Here is a 19,982-nt window from a genome sequence, read left to right as displayed (position 1 = left end):
CATCAGCAGCGCTTAGGCTGATGCTGTTTCTTGTCTTTGACGATAATCCGTGACAATAAAAAAGGACATATCATGCGCTATTCTTACGTGTTTATGGCGGTGGTTTGCTCACTGGCGACAGCCCAGACGCAAGCCGCTTCACGTAGTGACACCCAATTGCCGCAGATAAGCCTGCTGCAAACGACCACCGAGGCCAGCAATAGTGCGCCGGTGATTGAAATGCAGCAACGGGTGCAGCAGTACCTGCAAAAAGCCCTACAGGGAACCGCGCCAAAGCTGACACGCGCCGTGCTGGATAAAGCGCCGGATCAGGGGGAACCGCAGGGTGATATGAAATGGCTGAAAGCCACCGGTTACGCGTTCAACCCGAAAGACCAGCAGCAGGCCAGCGTTAAATTGCTGGAAGGGTTCAGAACCCTGCCTGCCGAGGTGTTAGCGAAAAACCTGGCGACCGTTGAGCGCATTAATCTGGAAGCGACGCTGGCATTGCGCCAGAAAGCGCTGATTGATGCTGAAAATACCCGCTATCTGTATGCGCTGGCAGAGGCGCTGGGGCCGAAATTGGGCAAGGCGTTTCTTGCTGTCTACCAGAAAGGTGAAATCGGCAAAGCCGCTGCGTTGATTAAAGCCACCAACGTCAGTACCTCTGCGGCGAAAAACGCGTTTAACTATCCGCGCCCGTTCAGACACGAGGGTAACAGCATCCATCTGGTACCGGATACCGCTGTCGTAGCGGACAATGCGCTTTACACGGCGTCGGGTGGTTCATTCCCGAGCGGGCATACCAATGGCGGCTATAACGATGCACTGCTGTTGGCGCAGATGCTGCCGGAACGTTTTGTGCCGCTGCTCGATCGTGCCGCCACCTACGGATATTCCCGTCTGGTGTTGGGGGTACATTACCCGCTGGATGTCATCGGTGGACGCATGACCGCCGAGCGTAGCGTGGCGCATTTCCTCAATGATCCGAAATACCGCGTGTTGTTCAACGAGGCGAAAGCCCAGTTGCGGACCGCGCTGGAAAAAGCCTGTGGCACGACAGTGGCGGAATGTGCCAAACCGCAGGGTAAAAACGACCCTTACACCGACCCGGCCATGAAGTCATTCTACCGTTACACCATGACGTACAACCTGCCGATGGCGAAGGTGAAAGCCCAGTCGGTCAAGGTGCCGGAAGGCGCGGAGGTGTTGCTGGAAGGGCCATTGCCTCAATTGAGCGCTGCCCAACGTCGTGCCTTGATGGTAAAAACCGCCATTGCTGACGGTTATCCGTTGTCCGCTGGTGGGGTGGATGCCAATTTCTGGCAGCGCCTGAACCTGCATGACGCGGTGGAAGCCGCGAAGAAATAAAGAATTCCCTCTTCACGGAGGGAAATCATGGTGAGTGATGAAGAGAGGCGAGATTCACGCCTCTCTTTTTTTGTGGCTATACCCAACTGCAATGGTATAACCAACTTCAATGGGGGCGACTAGCGCTCAATACTCACGTTATCGAAGCTGACTTTCCCATTATTGTGGCGTGACGAGAGTGCCAGCCCGACGTACAGCGTATCGTTCATGTTTTGATTGATGACTTTATTGAGCGTAGTCCAGCTCTGCCCATCGCTGGATACCTCAGAGATAAAGGCGTTGCCATCACGAGTCAATCGTAACCAGGTCGGCTGACTGCCGCTTTCAGATTTGGCAAACCGTCCCCGACTGCCCGTGGCACTGGCCTCTTTACTGCGCCATTGCGACATCGCGCCGGATGAGGCGATATAGCCAGTCAGCATGTAAGCGCTGCTGTCAGATAGAGTATTACGCATCATCACACCGGCTTTGGCGTAAGGGTCGCTATAGCGCAGGTCTATCAATCGCGCGGTAATGCTGCCGTCGCCTTTCAGTTTTTGATACACAAAATGCACACTGTCAGATTCAGCCCACATATCGCCGTTGTGCGCTTGCAAAGCGATCACGTCATGATCTTCGCTGGCGGAACCGGGTGTGTCGGCTTTCCCGATATCCTGCTGCGTCCAGTTGCTGCTGAGTGCCGCATCGGGCGGTGTGGTCACCGTGACCACGTTAGAGTAGGCAGAGTCTCCGGCTTGATTGTAGGCTTTGACCCGAAAGGCGTAAGTCGTGTTGGGCTCCAGCGTCCCGACCTCGATGGAGGTGGCGTTCGGCCCCAGCGATTTGGCACTGGTATAGACTGCACCTGCATCATAGTGATGGGGCGTGGTGTCGTAGGATCCTTCGCCGAAAGTACCCGCATACGAATATTCAACGACGAAGCCGCGCTCGTTGTCCGAGCCATCATTCCAGTCCAATTGCACCACCGAGCTGGAGATAACGCCTGCCGTCAGGCTATCGGGTGAGGTGGGGGGCTTATCTGCGCCGGTATAGGGATCCAACGAGATACCGTCGCGTAGCGTGGCAGCGTTAATGCGATAGCGCGTTGCCGCCAGCCGGTTGTTCACCTCAGCCAGCGTCAGCGGTGTGATACTGATATCGTAATCCACCGGGCCTTCGCGCTGAGTGAGGGTCGCCGTGCCGTCCAGATAGAAAATCTCGTTGAGCCACAGACTGGGCATGATTTCCCCGTTACCAGCTGGTGCGCCAACGGAGAAAGGTACCAGCGGATTGCCGGTGCTGGTCTGGATACCGGCGTTCCACAGCGCAGAGCGACCGGGTGCGCCGTCAAGAGGGTAATCCGGCGCGTAACGGCCGGTTAACGCCACTTTTTTGATGAAACCCTGCGAGGTAGTTACCAGTGGCGCATTGTCTGCCAGTAAGGTGCCGCCATGATTGAAATAGTTCAGTTCCCAGTGCATCAGAAAATACCCCTGGCCGGTCAAAGTCAGGTGCTCTCCGGCGTGTAATAACAGGTACTTTCCTTCTTTTGAGCCTTTAACCGGTTCAACGTACTTATTCGCTTCGCCGTCGTTGTCACCGACCAGCGTGACACCGCTGGTCGCTGGTCGCTGGTACAGGCCGTTGATCTTCGGATAGGACAGATCCTGATCGCCTTTATCGAATGCGGAATTATTGAGCGTGGAAGTACTGAGAGCAGAAGTACTGAGAGCGGGAGTACTGGATGAGGCGACGGTACCAGCACCTTGTTGCGTATCGACCGTGGGCGGCGTGTCGTCCGCGAGCCCATATGCGCTGAAAAACAATCCGCCCAGCAGGGCGCTGAATCGGCGTCGGGAAAGGCGAGAACGGGGAGTTTTCATGCGTACATCCTGGTGAACTGAATAACGTATTGATTTAAAAGTGATATGAATAATGCGTGACAAACGTTTCGTGCAGCGTATCGGAATCAGGAAAAAATGCCAAATCCGGTAGCATCAATCTCGGAATAGTCGGACATCGTGTGGTGATAATAGCAGCAACAGTGAAGGGCAGTCAGAAGGGGTCAGAAGTCAGTACTGACGGCAGCCTGGTCAAGGCCGCCGTCACTGCACTATCAGGATACGTGTTGCAGGAACTCACGCAGACGATCGCTGGGAGGGTTGGAAATCAACTCATCCGGGTGACCATCTTCGGCGATACGGCCTTTATCAATGAAGATCAGGCGGGAGGCGACTTTCTGGGCGAATCCCACTTCATGGGTCACGATCACCATGGTCATGCCTTCTTCAGCCAGATCCTTCATCACGTTCAGGACTTCGTGACGCAGCTCTGGGTCCAGCGCCGAGGTGGGCTCATCAAACAGCATCAGTTTCGGTTTAACCGCCAATGCACGGGCGATAGCCACACGCTGCTGTTGACCACCAGAGAGCTCGGAAGGGTAGTGGTGCGCACGTTCCGCCAGACCGACTTTACCCAATAGCTCGCGAGCGAGTTTCTCCGCGTCGGCTTTGCTGGCGCCACGTACCCGAATCGGGCCGAAGGCCACGTTTTCAAGCGCGGTCAGGTGTGGAAACAGATAGAACTGCTGGAACACCATCCCCGCTTCCTGACGAATCAGTCGTTCGTCCACTTTCGGGCTATTGACGGTCAGACCATCCACCACCAGCTCGCCGCTGGTAATCTCTTCGAGCTTGTTGATACAGCGCAGCAGGGTGGATTTACCAGACCCTGACGGCCCGATAATCACGACGACTTCGCCCTGTTTAATTTGCAGGTTGATATCGTGCAGCACCTGCGTCTGGCCGTAGTGTTTCGATACGTTTTTAAATTCAATCATATAATTTTCAGTCTTGTTTCCAGCCAGCGTAAAACGGCACTCAACACCAGCGTTATCACCAGATAGATGATGGCGACTGCACTCCAGATTTCCAGTGCGCGGAAGTTACCGGCAATGATTTCCTGTCCCTGACGGGTCAGCTCTGCAACGCCGATGACGATAAATAACGAGGTGTCTTTAATACTGATGATCCATTGGTTACCCAGTGGTGGCAGCATGCGACGCAACGCCAGCGGCGCGATAACATGACGCAGGGTGTCACGACGGGATAACCCCAGCGCCAGACCCGCTTCAGTAAAACCTTTGTGGATAGACAACACCGAGCCACGGGTGATTTCCGCGATATAAGCGCCCGAGTTGATCATAATGGTGACCACAGCCGCGCTAAACGGGTCGATGCGTATCGAGGTGAGCAGCATCGGCAGCGCGAAATAGATAAACATCACCTGTACGACAATCGGCGTACCGCGGATGATTTCGATAAATACCAGCGCGATACGGTTGGACAGCCAGCCGCCGTAAACACGGGCAAACCCTGCCAGTACGCCAATTATCAGCCCCCCCAGCAGACCCAGCACCGAAATCAGCAGGGTCATTTTCGCCCCTTCCAGCAGAAGCGGGATGGACGGCCAGATGGCACTCCAGTCAAACTGCATGAACATTCTCCAGCAATAATCATTCTGTAATAGCAAGGTGCCGAACGGTCTGGCCGACGGCACCCTCAATGCTATTAAGCGGATACGTTACTCAACCTGGTATGTCGTTAACCAGGTAACACGCCTGCTCAGCACGCGTGTTGTGTTTCCGCTTCTTATTTTGGGTCAGTACCGAACCATTTCTTGTAGATAGTGGCGTAGGTGCCGTTGTCACGCAGGGTTTTCAGCGCCGCGTTCACCTTGTTGCGCAGGTCGTCGCTGCCTTTCGGGAACGCCACACCGTATTGCTGTGCTTTGATGGAATCGCCTACCGCTTTAAACTTGCCATTGCCTGCGGTTTTGATGAAGTAAAGGATATTCGGCGTGTCGTGCAGCACGGCATCGGCGCGGTTAGTGCCGAGTTCCAGATAGGCGTTGTCGATGTTCGGGAACTGACGCAGCTCTTTGGTTTTGATGTTGGCTTTCGCGTAGTCGACAGAACCGGTGCCGCTCTTCACTGCCACGACTTTACCGGCCAGATCCTGCTCGCCTTTGATGTCCTGATTGTCGGCACGCACCATCACCAGCAGGCCGCTGTTGTAGTAACCGTCTGAGAAATCGATTGCGTGCTTGCGCTCTTCAGTAATGGTGATGCCAGCCAACGCCAGATCCACATTGCGGGTTTGCAGTGCCGGGATGATCCCGCTGAAATCCATCGGTTTCAGGGTATAGGTCAGGTTCAGCTGTTTAGCGATGGCATCCCACAGATCGATATCAAAACCGACATATTTGTCGCCTTGCTTGAATTCAAACGGTACGAATGCTGTATCGGTTGCTACGATGAGCGGCTTCTCGGCGGCCTGACCGGACAGGCTGAAGGCCAGCGCTAATGCGGCCAGTGAAGATTTAAATAACGATTTCATCAAAACGTCCTTCCTCTCGTTGGTTATATATTCCACTGTCTCACCGCACCTCACAGGTGTGTTGCACCTGCTCCGGCATGTCGGTATGACGCTGATGGCACGGCATCGGCTAGGGTCGCCCGCCGTGCTGCCGTTGACGGTGCGGCGGAGAAAACAGGGGGAGTCGTTGCCAAAACAGGACGGGTAGACCCGCTAATAATTATGGTGCTTCCATCAGAAACGCCTATGGAACGCGCTGCTATGAATAACTGAATTGTGCAGGGGACACAACCGTTGATTACGTTCAAAAGGTAATATTGCTAACAAGCGCTAATTTTTTGTACATTTTTTGGCTACCATACATGCATTTTGAGTAGTGATGCAAAAAAAATGCATATTATTTCACGATGTGTGATGGTGTCAGAATCGTGAAAAATGGGGCAGAGAGAACAACGGTGAAGGGGACGTGCTGACAATCGTAGGGGAAACCCGGCGGCAGAACCGCCGGTGGGGATTGATGAATTATTCGATGTTAGCTTCGATGAACCACAGGTACTGATCCAGATCGCGGGAAGCCGCAGTGAGCATGTCGGCGGTATCTTCGTCCTGCGCCTGGCTGATGGCTTTACGCACCGCATTAGCAACAATGGCATAGCGATCCGCCAATGCTTTCAGATGGTCTTGCACGCTGTGGAGCGTCAGTGGGTAGCTGGCTAACGCCGTATTCTGATGGATGACCTGCACTGTGCCGGTTGCCACGCCGCCCAATTGCACTACGCGTTCGGCGAAAGTATCCAGATGGGTCACCAGCGATGTGCGGAAGGTATCCAGCATTTCATGTACGGCAATGAAATTTGCGCCACGCATATTCCAGTGCGCCTGTTTGGTAATAAGCGACAGATCGGTAAAGTCCACGACCAGCTGGTTGAGCAGGGCGATGGTCGAGGCTTTAACGTTATCGTCCAGATCGTTACGGGTGAAAATAAGGTCAGCAGAGGCTGCTTTTACCAGTTTGGCTGTACGCATAGTGTTATCCTCTTTATTTCTTCTGTTGCTGATAATGAGTCTGGCTTTCAACGAAAAGAATTATAACAGTCGATATCAGTCGGGGATGCTCAGTTCGGTCTATTACAGGAATAGCTTCAGTCAGTGAGAAATAACGCGCCGTTGGCATGTTATTTATCGCTCACATCACGCGCTAAAAAAAGCGAAAGAAGATCGGAGAAGGAGGGCGAATGATTTACGTTGCCAGCCTGATAACGAAAACAAGAAGATTAACTTCACATTTAGTGCTATGGGAATAATCCACTGATTTTCTGAATGCGGTGGCTAATAACACATCAGCGAAGAATGACACTCGCGACCGACGGCAGTGAAGATAACCAACGCACTATTTCCCAGCCGGATGAGCGGTGGGAAATTATTTTTTAGCCAGAGTGACACCGCAATGGTGAGTCAGTATTGCAGGGCAATACTGACAGCTGATGTTCTAGGATGTGGCAGAGGCGCTACGCGTTTTTACGCTGAGCGTGGTGCCCAGGGACGCAATAATAATGAATGCCAGCGCCAGCCACTGCGTGAGCGTCAGGTGCTCATTCAAAAACAGTATGCCGGATAAGGCTGCTACCGCAGGCTCCAGACTCATCAATGTGCTGAAGGTGCGTGTTGGCAGCCGGGTCAACGCCATCATTTCCAATGTGTAGGGTAAGGCGGTAGACAGTACCGCCACGGCAATGCCGATGGGTAAGATTTTCATCGACAATAAGCTGCTGATATCGGAAAACAGCAGCCCTATCGGGCAATATACCAGCGCGGCGATAAGCGAACCCATCGCGACAGTACCGGCACCGTGGCTGGCACCCGCTTTTTGGCCAAACAGGATGTAGCCTGCCCAGCAGGCCCCTGCGCCCACGGCGAAAGCCGCACCGGTGAGATCGACATTATTGACGTGCTGGCCGAGCGGTAACAGCAGCCACAGCCCGGCGGCGGCTAGCGCTATCCACACGAAATCCAGCACCCGGCGTGAGGCCAGTATTGCTACCGCCAGTGGCCCGGTGAATTCCAACGCTACGGCAATACCCAGCGGTACGGTGCGCACCGCCAGATAAAACAGATAGTTCATGCCGCCCAGCGTGATGCCATAAATCAACAATGGCAACCGGTTGGAAGCTGTGCGTAGTCGCCAGGGTCTGAACGCTATCAGTAAAATCAGCGAGCCTATCGCCAGACGCAGCACCGTCATGCCGGATGCGCCGATCAGTGGAAAGACGGTTTTGGCTAATGCGGACCCCGTCTGGATGGACAGCATGGCGATGATTAGCAGTAATACCGGCAACAGAACAGAGTTTTTTAATGCGGAAATCAAGGTCATTGCAGGGCCTTAACATTCAGTGGGGCAATACGGAAAAAGCAGGCAATAAATGAACAAATTATTCTCGCTTAGTTTACTCTTGTTGACCTTAATTTACTCTCACTTTGAAAATCTTTTTTTTGATATAAAATCAGCCTGAAAATTAATCAAAAAATTAAGAAAACTCTGCATCAAAGCGCGGCCTGTTATTTATTTTTTCATGCAAAATTGAACTTTGTTTTTTGTTTTAAAACAGTCAATTAACTCGTTTTTGAAAAAAATTGTTACATGTTTACCCTAATTGAAAAATAATAACCAGGCAGCATGTGCCCTAATTTTTTGTTATATTTACCTCGCTTAAATCTTCTTTGGTAAGATAAATTCGAGGCATATTATGAAAAAAATCGCGTGTCTTTCCGCTTTAGCTTGTGTTTTGGCTGTAAGCGCTGGTTCTGCTGTCGCTGGTGAAAGTACTGTTACTCTGGGTTATGCTCAGGGCGACGCTCAGAGCGTGCAGAACAAACTGCCAGGCTTCAACCTGAAGTACCGTTACGAGTTCGATAATAGCCAACTGGGCGTGGTAGGTTCTTTCACTTACCTGCAAGACAGCCAGACTATTGACTCCACCTACAACAAGAACCAGTACTACGGTTTCAGCGCGGGTCCGTCTTTCCGCTTCAATGACTGGGCAAGCATCTACGGTCTGGTGGGTGTGAGCGCTGGCAAGTTCACCTTTAACAACACTGACGGTTCTTCCAACAACCGCACCAGCGATGCTGGTTTTGTATATGGTGCCGGCCTGCAGTTCAACCCGGTTCAGAACGTTGCCTTTGATGTTGGCTACGAACAGAGCCGCATCCGCAGCGTTGACGTGGGCAGTTGGAACGTTGGCGTAGGCTACCGTTTCTAATCGCACCCAGTGCGACAGGTGCGGTGTAACCACCGTACGCTTAAAAATCCGCCCAAACGGGCGGATTTTTTATTGCTGTGGCAAACCGGCCAGTAATTTCTTGAGCAACACATTCAGCTGTTGCTGTTCTTCTGCATCCAGTGATGCCAGTAGTTGCCGTTCGTTATCAATATGCTGCGTCAGCACTGCTTCGACCTGTTCCCGTCCTTTTTCTGTCAACCTCACCAGGGTGCCGCGTCGGTCTTGCGGGTTACTTTGACGCACGACCCATTGTGCCTGCTCCAGCCGGTCGATACGGTTGGTCATACCGCCTGATGACATCATCAGCGCTTCGTACAGTTGCGTGGGGGTCAGGGCATAAGGTGCGCCACTACGTCGCAATGTGGCCAGTACATCAAATTCACCGGGACGCAGGCCGAACTGTGCAAACAGCGGGTTAAGATGATCTCGTTCCAGCCGCAACGAGGCTTCAAACAGCCTTCCCACCAGTTGCATCGGGAACGGATCTATATCCGGTCTTTCCCGCTGCCATTGCTCATATGCGTTATCTGCTCGATCAGTCATGCGTGTAATTTATCTTGACGTTAAGATTCTTTTTGTGAAGATATTCTATGGGTAAAATGTATCATTGCTCAAGTATCAGGAGCCACAGGGAGCGCTATGTCACACGCAATTCGTGCCAGATCACTATTTTTTGTCGTTATTACCGTCATGTTACTGGGACTTAACCTCCGTCCGGTGCTGGCCGGTATTGGGCCGCTGCTATCGCGTATTCAGGCGGATACTGGCATGGGGGATACGCAGGCGGGCCTGCTGACAACGCTGCCGGTGTTCGCGATGGGGATTTGTGCCTTATATGGTGGGTGGTTGCAGGCCAGGGTGGGTGAATACCGTGGGATCGGGATCGGCATTGTCGGCATTGCGGTTGCCAGCCTGCTGCGTTGTTGGTTAACCGGTACGGCCGGGTTACTGCTGACCGCGGCGTTAGCCGGTATCGGTATTGCGTTGATTCAGGCATTGATGCCGTCGTTCCTGCGCCGTAGCTTTAGCCAACAAAGCAGTCGCCTGATGGGGTTGTACACCACGGCGATTATGGCGGGGGCTGCGCTGGCGGCTGCCAGTGTCTCTCCGCTGGCCGATGTGATGGATTGGGATGGTGCGCTGGCAATCTGGGGCGGTTTGGCAACGCTGGCTGCCATGGCCTGGATGATCACGGTGTCGCTCAATCCGATGCCGAATAACGCACCGCACACGAAGGCGGCTACCACATTGTCGCGTAGCCGGGCGTGGGCGTTGATGATCTTTTTTGGTATCGGCACGGCCGCCTACACGCTGGTGCTGGCCTGGTTGCCACCTTACTACACCCAGCTTGGCTGGAGTTCTGCCCACAGTGGGCTGCTACTGGGCGGGCTGACGCTGACGGAAGTGGTGGCCGGGTTGCTGGTGTCGTGGCTTATCAACCATGTTCCTGACCGGCGCTATCTGTTGTTGCCGGTGTTGCTGTTACTGCTGTTGGGCATGGCGGGCCTGATACTGGCACCGCTGACGCTGGTGTTGCCGATTATGGTGGCGCTGGGGTTGGGGATCGGTGCGTTGTTTCCACTGTCGCTGATTATCGCGCTGGATCAGGTGGACGATCCGCGTCAGGCCGGGGCGCTGATGGGGTTTGTGCAAGGTGGTGGTTATCTGATAGCCAGTCTGATGCCGCTGCTGGCAGGATTTATCCGGCAACACACCAGTGGGCTGAATCAAGCCTGGCTTATCATGGCGGCGGGTGTTGTCGTCTTGATCTTGATGGCACTGCGTTTTGGCCCACGTCATCCGGTTCCGGCATCAGCTTAACGGCGTGAAAAGGCCAACTGCGGTGTCAGGAACAGATTACGGAAATATTCCCGAACCGCCTGCATGGCCGGGGTAAACTCGGCGTCACGGTACCAGGCCAGCCCGACGCTCATCGGGTGAACCTTGTCTTTTAGTGAACGGGTTTCGATACGCCGCCCCTCAAGCGACCAGGGGCGGTACACCAGATCAGACAGTATCGCTACACCTAACCCATTCGCCACCATGCTGCGCACCGCTTCCACCGAGCTGGTGCGTAACATCACCTTCGGGCGGTGTCCGCTGGATTCCCAGTAGCGCATCGCGCTGTGGTCCGCCTCATCGACGGTCAGCATGATAAAAGGCTCGTCAGCAACATCCGCCAGGCTCACTTCCGCTTTATCACACAAAGGATGCCGACTGGGCAGCCATAAACGTCGCTCGGAATTAAACAGGGTTTCTGAGGTAATTTCCGGATGCGTGAGGTTAGCCGTCAGCACTAACGACAGATCCAACGAGCGGTCCAGTAACCCCAATTCGATATCCTGCCGCTCACGTTCGTTGAGATGCAAGGTGACGTGTGGAAAACCGTCAGACAGCCGTTGCAGGTGAAAAGGCAGGAAGTAGCCCATGACCGTGTAGCTGGCGGCGATATTCAGTGAGCCGCTGATCCGGTTGTCAGTTAACGGAATGTTCATGGCGTCGTTCACACTGCGCAGCACCGCATAAGCGTGATTAAGGAAGTAACTGCCGTTTTCCGTCAGCGTCATACCGTGTACCGAGCGTAGGAACAGCGGTTTCCCCAGCAGGTGTTCCAGCTCCTGAATAGCGGTCGTAACCGCCGACTGCGAAATGTTGAGATGAATCGCCGCCTGTGAGATTTGGCCCATCTCGGCGGTGGCGATGAAGTAGCGGATCTGACGCAGTGTGACCATAACCGGTTCCTTATCGATGAGCGTTCTGTTTTTCAGATAGTGAGTATTCTGAAAATACGTCTTTCCGAATGGAAAATTGTAGTTCTATATTATTTTTAAACAAAACCATCACAAATAAGAAATAACTATGAAATATGAAATCGATCTGAATTCCGATATGGGCGAAAACTTCGGTCCCTGGAAAATAGGTGATGATGTTGACCGGGAGATTATGCCTTATATCAGTTCGGCCAATATTGCCGCCGGATTTCACGCAGGCGATCCTTCAACGATATGCCACACCATTGAATGGGCTAAAGCGTGTGGTGTGGCGGTGGGTGCCCATCCCGGATTTCGCGATCTGGTTGGTTTTGGTCGTCGGCATATTCATAGCCAGCCGCAGGAAGTGGTGAATGACATTCTGTATCAGCTTGGGGCGGTGCGGGAATTTACCCGACTGCATCAATTACCGTTGCAGCATGTGAAACCACACGGTGCGTTGTATATGCATCTGGCCCGCGATCAGGTTGCCGCGCAACAATTTGTAGAAGCGTTACACCGGCTGGACCCGGAATTGCGGTTATTTTGCCTGCACGGTTCCCTGGTGTGGCAGGAAGCGAAAAATCTGCAACATCCTGTTATTTGTGAGTTTTATGGTGATAGGGAATACGACATCAGCGGTTCTATCGTGTTTACTCGCCGGGTCGGTGCGCTAGACCCAACGGCGGTGGCGGCGAAGGTCGTACGCGCGTGTGTTGAGGGCAAGGTCACGACGGTTGACGGCGAGGATATCGCTGTCGAGTTTGATTCTATCTGTATTCATAGTGATACCCCCGGTGCGCTGTCATTAATTAAAGCCACGCGAGAAGCATTGAATGACGCCAATATTCAGGTGCGCTCGCCACTGAAAAATAGTTTCAATCATCGGTAATCAATCAATAAATATAAGGGTTAAAGATAATGAAAACATATGAAGTATGCTCCCCTTTGCCGGGTATTTTCTATCGTCAGCCTGCCCCAGACACCCCGGTGTTTATTGAAGAGAATACCCCAGTGACGGCGAATAGCGTTATTGGCCTGGTCGAAGTGATGAAACAGTTTAGTGAGATTTATGCGGAGCAGGCAGGGGTATTAGTCTCGTTTTGTGTGAATAACGGTGATGCGCTGGAACCGGGGCAGGTTATAGCCATCATAAAAATCGATGAATAACGGTAAATCTACCCTATAAACGACATTACTACGTCATCAGGAGGACCACAACGATGCGTCAGCCGATCAAAAAATTGCTTATCGCCAACCGTGGGGAGATTGCCGTACGCATTATTCATGCCGCCCGCAGTCTGGGGATCACCTCGGTCGCTGCCTGCAGCGAAGCCGATATCGATTCGTTGCCCGCGCGTCTGGCGGATGAAACGGTATTATTGGGGCCAGCGCGCGCTGATCAAAGTTACCTGAATCAGGCTGCGTTGCTCAATGCCGCCAGGGATTGCGGTGCCGATGCAGTCCACCCGGGATACGGTTTTCTTTCGGAGAATGCGGCATTTGCCGATGCGGTGGAACAGGCGGGGCTGGTGTTCGTCGGGCCTACGGCGGACACCATTCGCCTGATGGGGGACAAGGCTGCCGCACGGCGCACGGCACAGGCTGCCGGTGTCCCGGTCGTTCCCGGTTCCGGGGTGCTGTCATCATTGGAAGCGGCGTTGCAGGCGGCGACGGAGATTGGCTATCCATTGTTGATTAAGGCTGCCGCCGGTGGCGGTGGGCGCGGCATTCGGGTGGTGAATAACGAGGATGACCTGAAACGGGAATTACCGATCGCCCAAAGTGAAGCGAAAGCGGCATTTGGATGTGGCGATGTCTATCTGGAGCTGTTTATTCGTCATGCCCGCCACATTGAAGTGCAAATTCTGGGGGATGGCGAACGGGCGGTGCATTTGTATGAGCGTGAATGCTCGCTGCAACGCCGACGTCAGAAAGTCTTTGAGGAAGCGCCTTCATCGGCATTATCACCGTCACAGCGTGACGCGCTGTGCCGTAGCGCATTGCAGCTGGCACAGCAGTTGTGCTATCGCAGCGCCGGTACGCTGGAATACCTGTTTGATACCGAGCGAGAGCAGTTCTATTTTATCGAAATGAATACCCGCATTCAGGTTGAACACCCGGTTACCGAGCGGGTAACCGGCGTTGATCTGGTGCAGTGGATGTTGCGTATCGCCAGCGGTGAACCCCTTGCGCTGCGTCAGGAAGAGATTGCCTTACGCGGGCATGCCTGCGAAATGCGAATTAACGCGGAAGACCCGGCGCGGAATTTTTTTCCTTGCCCCGGCGTAGTGACCTCGTTGACCTGGCCGCAGGGTCCCGGCATCCGTATCGACAGCCATGTGTTCAGTGGTTACCGGATTCCACCGTATTACGACTCGCTGCTGGCGAAAGTGGTGGTGTCAGGGGTGGATCGCTCTCAAGCGCTGGCCCGTGCCGAACAGGCGTTGCGTCAGTTGCAAATCGATGGCATCACGACCACGCAATCGTTACACCAGTGGCTGTTGGCTGACCCCCGCGTGCGGGCTGGGCGCTTTGATACCACTTCGCTGGAAAACTGGCTACAGGAGCGGGAAGCGACTCATGCGCTACCGCTGACCAAGGAGGCCTGAGATGACGTTCCCTGAAATCAGGTACACCTTTGGTGGCGATGAGCACTTGTTTGCTGAAATTGATGAAGCGATGTCGTTGGGGGCGTTCTTCCGTGGGTTGGCGATGACCCGTGCACTCGAACAGCAGGCGTTGCCCGGCGTACTGGATATTTGCCTTGCTAACGCATCGTTTCAGGTGCGTTTTAATCCAGACGTCATCGCACCGCAGGCACTGCTGGAACAGGTGCGGCAAACCGAGAGTCAGGCGCAAACGATGACGGTGCTCGACACACGCATCATCGAAATTCCGGTGCTGTACAACGACCCCTGGACGCACGAGACCCTGATGCGGTTTCGCGATCGTCATCAGGACCCCAGCGCTACTGATCTGGAGTACGCCGCTCGTATCAACGGTTATCAGGATGTGGCGGCGTTTATTGCCGCGCACAGCGGTACACCGTGGTTTGTGTCGATGGTGGGGTTCGTGGCGGGATTACCGTTCATGTTCCAAATGGCAGAGCAGGCACAACAGCTTCAGGTACCGAAATACCTGCGCCCACGTACTGATACCCCCAAGCTGTCGCTGGGGCATGGCGGCTGTTTCGGCTGTATCTACTCGGTACGTGGGGCAGGTGGCTATCAGTTATTTGGCGTAACGCCCGCACCGATTTACGACCCGGAACAGCGGCTGGATTATTTGCAATCGTCGATGGTGTTTTTCCGTGCGGGCGACATCGTGCAGTTCAAGCCAATCGATCTGGCCCGTTACGAACAAGACGTGCAGGCGGTGGAAGCGGGCAGCTTCAGCCTGCGTATTCGCCCGGTCACGTTTGAGCTGGATAAATTCCTCGCCGACCCGGTGGGTTATAAACACTATCTTCAGGGGGTGCTGTATGCAGCGCAATAGTGGGCAGCTATCGGGTGGGCGAGTCAACGTTATTCGGCCAGGGCTTGCCACCTCGGTACAGGATACCGGGCGCGAGGGGTATTACCATCTCGGTATCCCGCCGTCCGGTGGGTTAGACCAATATTCACTACGGCTGGCCAACCTGTTGGTGGGAAATCCGGCACAGGCAGCAGTGCTGGAAATGACGTTGTTGGGGCCGGAATTACAGTTTGAAGGCGATACCGTGGTGGCGGTATGTGGCGCGCGCATGTCGCCGTTGCTGGACGGCGAAACCATGCCGATGAATACCGCGTTCGCGGTGCGGTCAGGTCAGGTGTTGCGATTTGCACCGACGACGGCAGGCTGTCGTGCCTATCTGGCGGTAGCCGGGGGAATTGCGGTACCGGAGGTGTTGGACAGCCGTTCGACCTACGCGTTGGGCGCGCTGGGCGGTTATCAGGGGCGGCGGCTGGCGGCCAACGATGTCTTACCGATAGGCGTACCGACCCGTCAGGTGAACCCCGGTGTGACGGTGCCTGCAGATTGCCTTCAGCCGCTCGATAAGCAGGTGACGCTGCGTATGGTCACCGGGTTGTATATCCATCGGCTGACTCCCGCCGCCGTCGAGCAGTTTTTTGCTGATGACTGGCGGGTTGGCACCGAGGCTGACCGTATCGGGTACCGACTGAAAGGTGGCGCACCGCTAGCGTTTGAGCCGCGCACACCACCGTTTGGTGCCGGATCAGACCCCTCTAATATCGTCGATGCCTGTTATCCCATCGGTTCGGTACAGGTGCCGGGTGGGTTGGAGCCGATTATTTTGCTGCGAGATGCGGTATCCGGCGGGGGGTATATGACGTTGGGAACGGTGATCAGCAGTGATCTTGACCTTATCGGGCAGTTACAACCCCATTACGGCGTTCGCTTTACGCCGGTATCGCTGGAGGAGGCGCTTCTTGCCCGCCAGCACTATCGCCACCGCCTTGAGCGGCTGGAACATCTGTTAGCGCACTGATTTCAGACGGCCCCGCCAACTCTCACCCCGCGCCAACGCCAGGGCAACGGTGGCGGCGGGGCATGTCTGATTATACCGAATGCATCATTGACCGTGCGGTTATTACCGCCACGGCGGGTGTGTTCGGCCTTAAAACCTGCATCAGCAGGCTCATTAACGTCACGTTATTAACGTTAACAACGATACATCAATGACAGGTCTGTGGAGGGTGTATGGCTGAAATATCCGGAGTACAAGGGGAGGTGGTGACGCCTGCCGATACCGTGTCTGGAGCCGAGCGCATGGGTAAGCTCTCGCTGACCATGGCCTGGTGGGCGGTGTGCAGCGCGATTTTTTACATTGTGGTCGGTGCATCGCTGGCGCTGAACTACGGTGCGCGCAATGCCATTATTGGCATGGTGCTCTCTGTGGTGTGTTACGGTGTGATCAATGCGGTGATTAGTCGTTTTGCCATCCGCAGCGGCCTGTCGGTGGCGGCGTTTTCCGGCCAGTTATTCGGTCAGGCGGGTTCAGCTCTGGCGACGCTGATTTTTTTCTCTACCGCGATTTATTACGCCGTGTTTGAAGGCTCGGTAATCGCGTTTGCCATTAATCACCTGTTTCCCGCGCTGGATTACCACTGGGCGGCATTACTGGTGGTGCTCTACAGCGTACCGTTGATCTTCGGCAGCGTGCAGCATTGGCTGGATAAATTCAACGGCGTCCTGTTGCCGTTTTATCTGTTAGGCCTGGCGCTGACGGTCGCGGTGTCTATCCAGCATTATGGCTATCAGCCGCAATGGCTGTCGTTTGGCCCGGCGTCGCCGCCTGCCAATGGGTGGTGGAACTGTTTTACCTACTATATGGGGGTGTGGATCTTGATGATGTACACCTTTGATTATGCCCGCTTCGGCCGTCAGGAAGACAGTCAGTATCATGCGCGCATTAACTTCGGTATGCCGTTCTATCTGATTACCTTCCTGCTCAATGGCGCGGTAGGTATCTATCTGGTCAGTAGTTTTGCCCAGCAAAATGGCGTCAGTGAAACCGCCGTCGTAGTCAATATCCTTAATCTACTCGGCTTTTGGGGATTACTGTTTGTGTGGGTGACACAAACACGTATCAATACCGCCAACTATTATCTGGCTACCGTCAATATGCAGGTGTTTTTTGACCGACTGTTTCGGTTGCGCCATCGCAAGATTGTCTGGGCCTGTGTGGTGGGCGCGGCGGTATATGGCCTGATGCTGGCGGATGTCTTTGCCTATATTTTGCAGGCGCTGGCCTATCAGGGGGTGTTTGTGGTGGCGTGGGTCGGCGTGGCGCTGGCGCATATTCTTGGTCGCCGTTCCCTACCGACCACAACAGCGGTACGTGCATTTAATCCGACCGGCCTTATCGCCTGGCTGCTGAGCGTGATTGCCGGGGTGGCGTTGATGCACGGCAGCGCGCTATTACAGTCATTTTCCGCGCCGGTGACCTTTGTGGTGGCGCTGGCGCTATACCGGGTGTTACCGGATAGCCATCGCGTTCGTGGGTAACGCCGCAACGCCGCCATTGTGTAAGACAGCACTGACCGGGCAGGGACGCCCATCGTTTTCCGCTGGTCGATTTCTTGACTAATCCCCTTGAAAAAATCGGATACGGATCTATATGAAGAAGTGAAAGCAAGACAATACTGTTGCCTTGCGGTTTGCACTTTTGAATGTGTATCACGATATATTCAGGAGGTTAACCATGGCATTCAAAACGGTGTCTTTATTTCCGGCGTTTACCGACTCACTGTTCTCTGATCGTTTCAACCGTATCGACCGGCTTTTCAGCCAGTTGACGGGAGATACGCCGCTTAGTGCGACACCATCCTACGATATCCGTCGTCTTGACGACACCCATTACGGCATTACGGTGAGTGTGCCGGGCTGGCGCGAAGAGGAATTGGAGATCAATACACAGGGTGGTCAGCTCACCATTAGCGGCAAACACAGTGAAGACGTACCGGAAACGTCGCAACATCAGGAAGGCTGGCTCTACCGCGGGATCAATCGCACGGATTTCAGCATCAGTTATTCGCTACCGGAGCATGTCAAGGTGGAAGGCGCACACCTGGAAAACGGGTTGCTGACCGTTAACCTTCGGCAGGATATTCCTGAAAGCGAAAAACCGAAGAAAATCGCCATTGAAAACCGTAATCCACAGGCGTCTAAGGCGCTGGAGCACGCCCACTAACCGGCATTTTTCGCCATCGTTACGCTGTGTAGCCCCGAGAGTCTCGGGGCTTTTTACTTTTCAATCATTCATGATGTTACTGTGCGTTTTGCGGGCGGTTTTGAGAAAAATAGCACGCCTCCTGTTTTTGCACGGCTTTTCTGTTAGATATAGCAATAGCCGCCGGGTAGTAAGGGCGGAAAGGGCGGACGTGTGACGTGCCGAATAGCAAACCGATAACCGAACATCATCAATATGGCCTTACTGATAAAAGCGGCGCTGGGCGCACTCGTGGTGGTTTTGATTGGCCTGTTAGCCAAAACCCGTAATTACTACATTGCCGGGTTGGTGCCACTGTTTCCGACCTTTGCGTTGATTGCGCATTACATCGTGGGAACGGAGCGTGGTGTGGAAGCGTTGCGCGCCACGATTCTGTTTGGTATTTGGGCGGTGATCCCTTATCTGGTGTACCTGATATCGCTCTATTACTTTACCGGTGTGATGCGCCTGCCCCCAGCGCTGTTACTGGCGGTAGTGTGCTGGGGTCTTTCGGCGGCGGTATTGGTCAAAGTCTGGAGTGTCTATCATGTTGGATAAATCCGCACATCGGATAAACCCGCGTGATAGCGGTGTTGCTGAGAGAGAAGAAAAGCCCGGTGCTCAACACCGGGAGCGCGATATTACAGGTCGTCTTTGGTGATGCCCCGGCTGGCTGGTGCCGCCGTCGGACCGGCGCTGACACTGTTTTCAGCGTTATACACCAGGTAGATATTCTTCTGGCTATCGATACCGTTGTCGAACACCAGCGTAATCGTGTTCTTGTCGAACCGGGCGGTGACGCGGGTATTGGGCTTGTTCATGAAGGTATCCACATCGTTGGCGGACAGCGGTGCCGTCATGCCGTATTTGCTTTTTAACCCTTCGACGACGCTCGGCAGGTCGGCCATTGTGATAGAGATAGCCATACGGTTGAATTTGTCATTGCTGAAACTGAAGATCGCCTGGGTTTTCTTATCGGCAAAATTGAAATCAGGGCAGATGTATACCGTCTGGCCCATGATCATCTCCGGGCCGCGCAGTGAACAATTCGCCTGTTGCCGGATAGTGGCGGCGGAAGACCCGAATTTCAGGTTTTTGTAGCCATCGGCGGCGGACGCCGTCAATGACAGCAGCGACAAGGCAATCGCCAGCAAGGGGGTATGTGGCTTGTTCATGTGAACCCTCGTGATTGTGTTGCTATGGTGTTGTATTGCTATAGTTATTGCATTGCTATGGTAATAAGCCTTGCACCTGACGAACCGTATGGGCCTGGCGGTAATGATAAAACCTATCTTACGTCGACTGGCGGATTCTCTGAACGATTTATTTGCTTATGGCTCAATGCCGGTGGCATGACTCAACGGTGATCCCAAGGGATCAGCAATAACAGCAGTTCAATCACCACGACAATAATCAGCAAGGCAATCAGTTTATTGCGCCATAACCCGTCATCAAACCGCATGGTTTTTCCTGTGTTATACCTCGTTGGCTTAATCTAGCGCTTTTCGCCCCATGATACTGTAAGTATCCC

20 protein-coding genes are annotated in these 19,982 nt (G+C 54.0%); 11 read left to right on the top strand and 9 right to left on the bottom strand.

The window, feature by feature from the left end; translation table 11 throughout:
• The first annotated feature begins 72 nt into the window (after positions 1 to 72).
• Complete coding sequence (locus DZE2538_RS11165) at positions 73 to 1,350, top strand: acid phosphatase (RefSeq protein WP_038916354.1); 1,278 nt, start codon at positions 73 to 75, stop codon at positions 1,348 to 1,350.
• A 119-nt stretch (positions 1,351 to 1,469) separates the two neighbouring features.
• Here DZE2538_RS11165 and DZE2538_RS11160 read toward each other — a convergent pair whose 3' ends face one another.
• The 6 genes from DZE2538_RS11160 to rhtA form a co-directional block, all read right to left on the bottom strand.
• Positions 1,470 to 3,212 (bottom strand): DUF1349 domain-containing protein, encoded by a 1,743-nt coding sequence (locus DZE2538_RS11160; RefSeq protein ID WP_038916353.1) that lies wholly within the window; start codon positions 3,210 to 3,212, stop codon positions 1,470 to 1,472.
• A 233-nt stretch (positions 3,213 to 3,445) separates the two neighbouring features.
• Entirely contained in the window at positions 3,446 to 4,168 is a 723-nt protein-coding gene (glnQ, locus tag DZE2538_RS11155; protein ID WP_012885098.1) for a glutamine ABC transporter ATP-binding protein GlnQ, read from the bottom strand.
• Entirely contained in the window at positions 4,165 to 4,824 is a 660-nt protein-coding gene (glnP, locus tag DZE2538_RS11150; RefSeq protein ID WP_012885097.1) for a glutamine ABC transporter permease GlnP, read from the bottom strand. The genes glnQ and glnP overlap by 4 nt, the downstream gene beginning before the upstream one ends.
• Before the next feature lie 155 nt (positions 4,825 to 4,979).
• Positions 4,980 to 5,726 carry a glutamine ABC transporter substrate-binding protein GlnH gene (glnH, locus tag DZE2538_RS11145; protein ID WP_012885096.1) on the bottom strand — a complete coding sequence of 249 codons (747 nt, stop codon included), beginning with the start codon at positions 5,724 to 5,726 and terminating at the stop codon, positions 4,980 to 4,982.
• A gap of 501 nt (positions 5,727 to 6,227) precedes the next feature.
• Positions 6,228 to 6,731 (bottom strand): DNA starvation/stationary phase protection protein Dps, encoded by a 504-nt coding sequence (gene dps, locus DZE2538_RS11140; RefSeq protein WP_019845616.1) that lies wholly within the window; start codon positions 6,729 to 6,731, stop codon positions 6,228 to 6,230.
• Between the two features lie 463 nt (positions 6,732 to 7,194).
• Positions 7,195 to 8,076: a threonine/homoserine exporter RhtA gene (rhtA, locus tag DZE2538_RS11135; RefSeq protein ID WP_038916351.1), complete on the bottom strand. Its 882-nt coding sequence runs from the start codon at positions 8,074 to 8,076 to the stop codon at positions 7,195 to 7,197.
• Between the two features lie 373 nt (positions 8,077 to 8,449).
• Between rhtA and ompX the strand changes: the two genes are divergently transcribed.
• A complete protein-coding gene (ompX, locus tag DZE2538_RS11130; RefSeq protein WP_023639932.1) occupies positions 8,450 to 8,965 on the top strand; it encodes an outer membrane protein OmpX in 516 nt (171 codons plus the stop codon).
• Positions 8,966 to 9,034: 69 nt separating this feature from the next.
• Here ompX and DZE2538_RS11125 read toward each other — a convergent pair whose 3' ends face one another.
• Positions 9,035 to 9,529 carry a MarR family winged helix-turn-helix transcriptional regulator gene (locus DZE2538_RS11125; RefSeq protein WP_038916350.1) on the bottom strand — a complete coding sequence of 165 codons (495 nt, stop codon included), beginning with the start codon at positions 9,527 to 9,529 and terminating at the stop codon, positions 9,035 to 9,037.
• Between the two features lie 96 nt (positions 9,530 to 9,625).
• Between DZE2538_RS11125 and DZE2538_RS11120 the strand changes: the two genes are divergently transcribed.
• Entirely contained in the window at positions 9,626 to 10,807 is a 1,182-nt protein-coding gene (locus tag DZE2538_RS11120; protein WP_023639930.1) for an MFS transporter, read from the top strand.
• Here DZE2538_RS11120 and DZE2538_RS11115 read toward each other — a convergent pair.
• A complete protein-coding gene (locus DZE2538_RS11115; RefSeq protein WP_012885090.1) occupies positions 10,804 to 11,718 on the bottom strand; it encodes a LysR family transcriptional regulator in 915 nt (304 codons plus the stop codon). The genes DZE2538_RS11120 and DZE2538_RS11115 overlap by 4 nt on opposite strands.
• Before the next feature lie 127 nt (positions 11,719 to 11,845).
• On the opposite strand from DZE2538_RS11115, the gene DZE2538_RS11110 reads away from it, so the two are divergent.
• The 8 genes from DZE2538_RS11110 to DZE2538_RS11075 all read left to right on the top strand — a co-directional run bounded on the left by DZE2538_RS11110 (position 11,846) and on the right by DZE2538_RS11075 (position 19,009).
• Entirely contained in the window at positions 11,846 to 12,628 is a 783-nt protein-coding gene (locus DZE2538_RS11110) for a 5-oxoprolinase subunit PxpA (protein WP_023639929.1), read from the top strand.
• Between the two features lie 29 nt (positions 12,629 to 12,657).
• A complete protein-coding gene (locus tag DZE2538_RS11105; protein ID WP_019845612.1) occupies positions 12,658 to 12,906 on the top strand; it encodes an acetyl-CoA carboxylase in 249 nt (82 codons plus the stop codon).
• 53 nt (positions 12,907 to 12,959) lie between these two features.
• A complete protein-coding gene (locus DZE2538_RS11100) occupies positions 12,960 to 14,348 on the top strand; it encodes an acetyl-CoA carboxylase biotin carboxylase subunit (RefSeq protein WP_038916349.1) in 1,389 nt (462 codons plus the stop codon).
• 1 nt (position 14,349) lies between these two features.
• Positions 14,350 to 15,234 carry a 5-oxoprolinase subunit B family protein gene (locus DZE2538_RS11095; protein ID WP_023639927.1) on the top strand — a complete coding sequence of 295 codons (885 nt, stop codon included), beginning with the start codon at positions 14,350 to 14,352 and terminating at the stop codon, positions 15,232 to 15,234.
• On the top strand, positions 15,221 to 16,228 hold the full coding sequence (locus DZE2538_RS11090) for a 5-oxoprolinase subunit C family protein (RefSeq protein WP_038916348.1): 1,008 nt from the start codon (positions 15,221 to 15,223) through the stop codon (positions 16,226 to 16,228). The genes DZE2538_RS11095 and DZE2538_RS11090 overlap by 14 nt, the downstream gene beginning before the upstream one ends.
• A 212-nt stretch (positions 16,229 to 16,440) precedes the next feature.
• Positions 16,441 to 17,748 (top strand): purine-cytosine permease family protein, encoded by a 1,308-nt coding sequence (locus DZE2538_RS11085; protein ID WP_038916347.1) that lies wholly within the window; start codon positions 16,441 to 16,443, stop codon positions 17,746 to 17,748.
• A gap of 196 nt (positions 17,749 to 17,944) precedes the next feature.
• On the top strand, positions 17,945 to 18,433 hold the full coding sequence (locus DZE2538_RS11080) for an Hsp20 family protein (protein WP_023639924.1): 489 nt from the start codon (positions 17,945 to 17,947) through the stop codon (positions 18,431 to 18,433).
• 234 nt (positions 18,434 to 18,667) lie between these two features.
• Positions 18,668 to 19,009 (top strand): GlpM family protein, encoded by a 342-nt coding sequence (locus DZE2538_RS11075; RefSeq protein WP_038916346.1) that lies wholly within the window; start codon positions 18,668 to 18,670, stop codon positions 19,007 to 19,009.
• Positions 19,010 to 19,092: 83 nt separating this feature from the next.
• On the opposite strand, the gene DZE2538_RS11070 is transcribed toward DZE2538_RS11075, so the two are convergent.
• Entirely contained in the window at positions 19,093 to 19,626 is a 534-nt protein-coding gene (locus tag DZE2538_RS11070; protein ID WP_038916345.1) for a hypothetical protein, read from the bottom strand.
• Positions 19,627 to 19,982: the final 356 nt, after the last annotated feature.

It is taken from the genome of Dickeya zeae NCPPB 2538, assembly GCF_000406165.1.
In the GTDB taxonomy this organism is placed as follows: Bacteria; Pseudomonadota; Gammaproteobacteria; order Enterobacterales; family Enterobacteriaceae; genus Dickeya; species Dickeya zeae.
This window is presented reverse-complemented; position numbering and strand designations above follow the sequence as displayed.

Coding starts and splice junctions, on each gene's coding strand:
- DZE2538_RS11165 (WP_038916354.1), top strand. CDS start 73: ATGCGCTATTCTTACGTGTTTATGGCGGTGGTTTGCTCACTGGCGACA.
- DZE2538_RS11160 (WP_038916353.1), bottom strand. CDS start 3,212: ATGAAAACTCCCCGTTCTCGCCTTTCCCGACGCCGATTCAGCGCCCTG.
- glnQ (WP_012885098.1), bottom strand. CDS start 4,168: ATGATTGAATTTAAAAACGTATCGAAACACTACGGCCAGACGCAGGTG.
- glnP (WP_012885097.1), bottom strand. CDS start 4,824: ATGCAGTTTGACTGGAGTGCCATCTGGCCGTCCATCCCGCTTCTGCTG.
- glnH (WP_012885096.1), bottom strand. CDS start 5,726: ATGAAATCGTTATTTAAATCTTCACTGGCCGCATTAGCGCTGGCCTTC.
- dps (WP_019845616.1), bottom strand. CDS start 6,731: ATGCGTACAGCCAAACTGGTAAAAGCAGCCTCTGCTGACCTTATTTTC.
- rhtA (WP_038916351.1), bottom strand. CDS start 8,076: ATGACCTTGATTTCCGCATTAAAAAACTCTGTTCTGTTGCCGGTATTA.
- ompX (WP_023639932.1), top strand. CDS start 8,450: ATGAAAAAAATCGCGTGTCTTTCCGCTTTAGCTTGTGTTTTGGCTGTA.
- DZE2538_RS11125 (WP_038916350.1), bottom strand. CDS start 9,529: ATGACTGATCGAGCAGATAACGCATATGAGCAATGGCAGCGGGAAAGA.
- DZE2538_RS11120 (WP_023639930.1), top strand. CDS start 9,626: ATGTCACACGCAATTCGTGCCAGATCACTATTTTTTGTCGTTATTACC.
- DZE2538_RS11115 (WP_012885090.1), bottom strand. CDS start 11,718: ATGGTCACACTGCGTCAGATCCGCTACTTCATCGCCACCGCCGAGATG.
- DZE2538_RS11110 (WP_023639929.1), top strand. CDS start 11,846: ATGAAATATGAAATCGATCTGAATTCCGATATGGGCGAAAACTTCGGT.
- DZE2538_RS11105 (WP_019845612.1), top strand. CDS start 12,658: ATGAAAACATATGAAGTATGCTCCCCTTTGCCGGGTATTTTCTATCGT.
- DZE2538_RS11100 (WP_038916349.1), top strand. CDS start 12,960: ATGCGTCAGCCGATCAAAAAATTGCTTATCGCCAACCGTGGGGAGATT.
- DZE2538_RS11095 (WP_023639927.1), top strand. CDS start 14,350: ATGACGTTCCCTGAAATCAGGTACACCTTTGGTGGCGATGAGCACTTG.
- DZE2538_RS11090 (WP_038916348.1), top strand. CDS start 15,221: ATGCAGCGCAATAGTGGGCAGCTATCGGGTGGGCGAGTCAACGTTATT.
- DZE2538_RS11085 (WP_038916347.1), top strand. CDS start 16,441: ATGGCTGAAATATCCGGAGTACAAGGGGAGGTGGTGACGCCTGCCGAT.
- DZE2538_RS11080 (WP_023639924.1), top strand. CDS start 17,945: ATGGCATTCAAAACGGTGTCTTTATTTCCGGCGTTTACCGACTCACTG.
- DZE2538_RS11075 (WP_038916346.1), top strand. CDS start 18,668: ATGGCCTTACTGATAAAAGCGGCGCTGGGCGCACTCGTGGTGGTTTTG.
- DZE2538_RS11070 (WP_038916345.1), bottom strand. CDS start 19,626: ATGAACAAGCCACATACCCCCTTGCTGGCGATTGCCTTGTCGCTGCTG.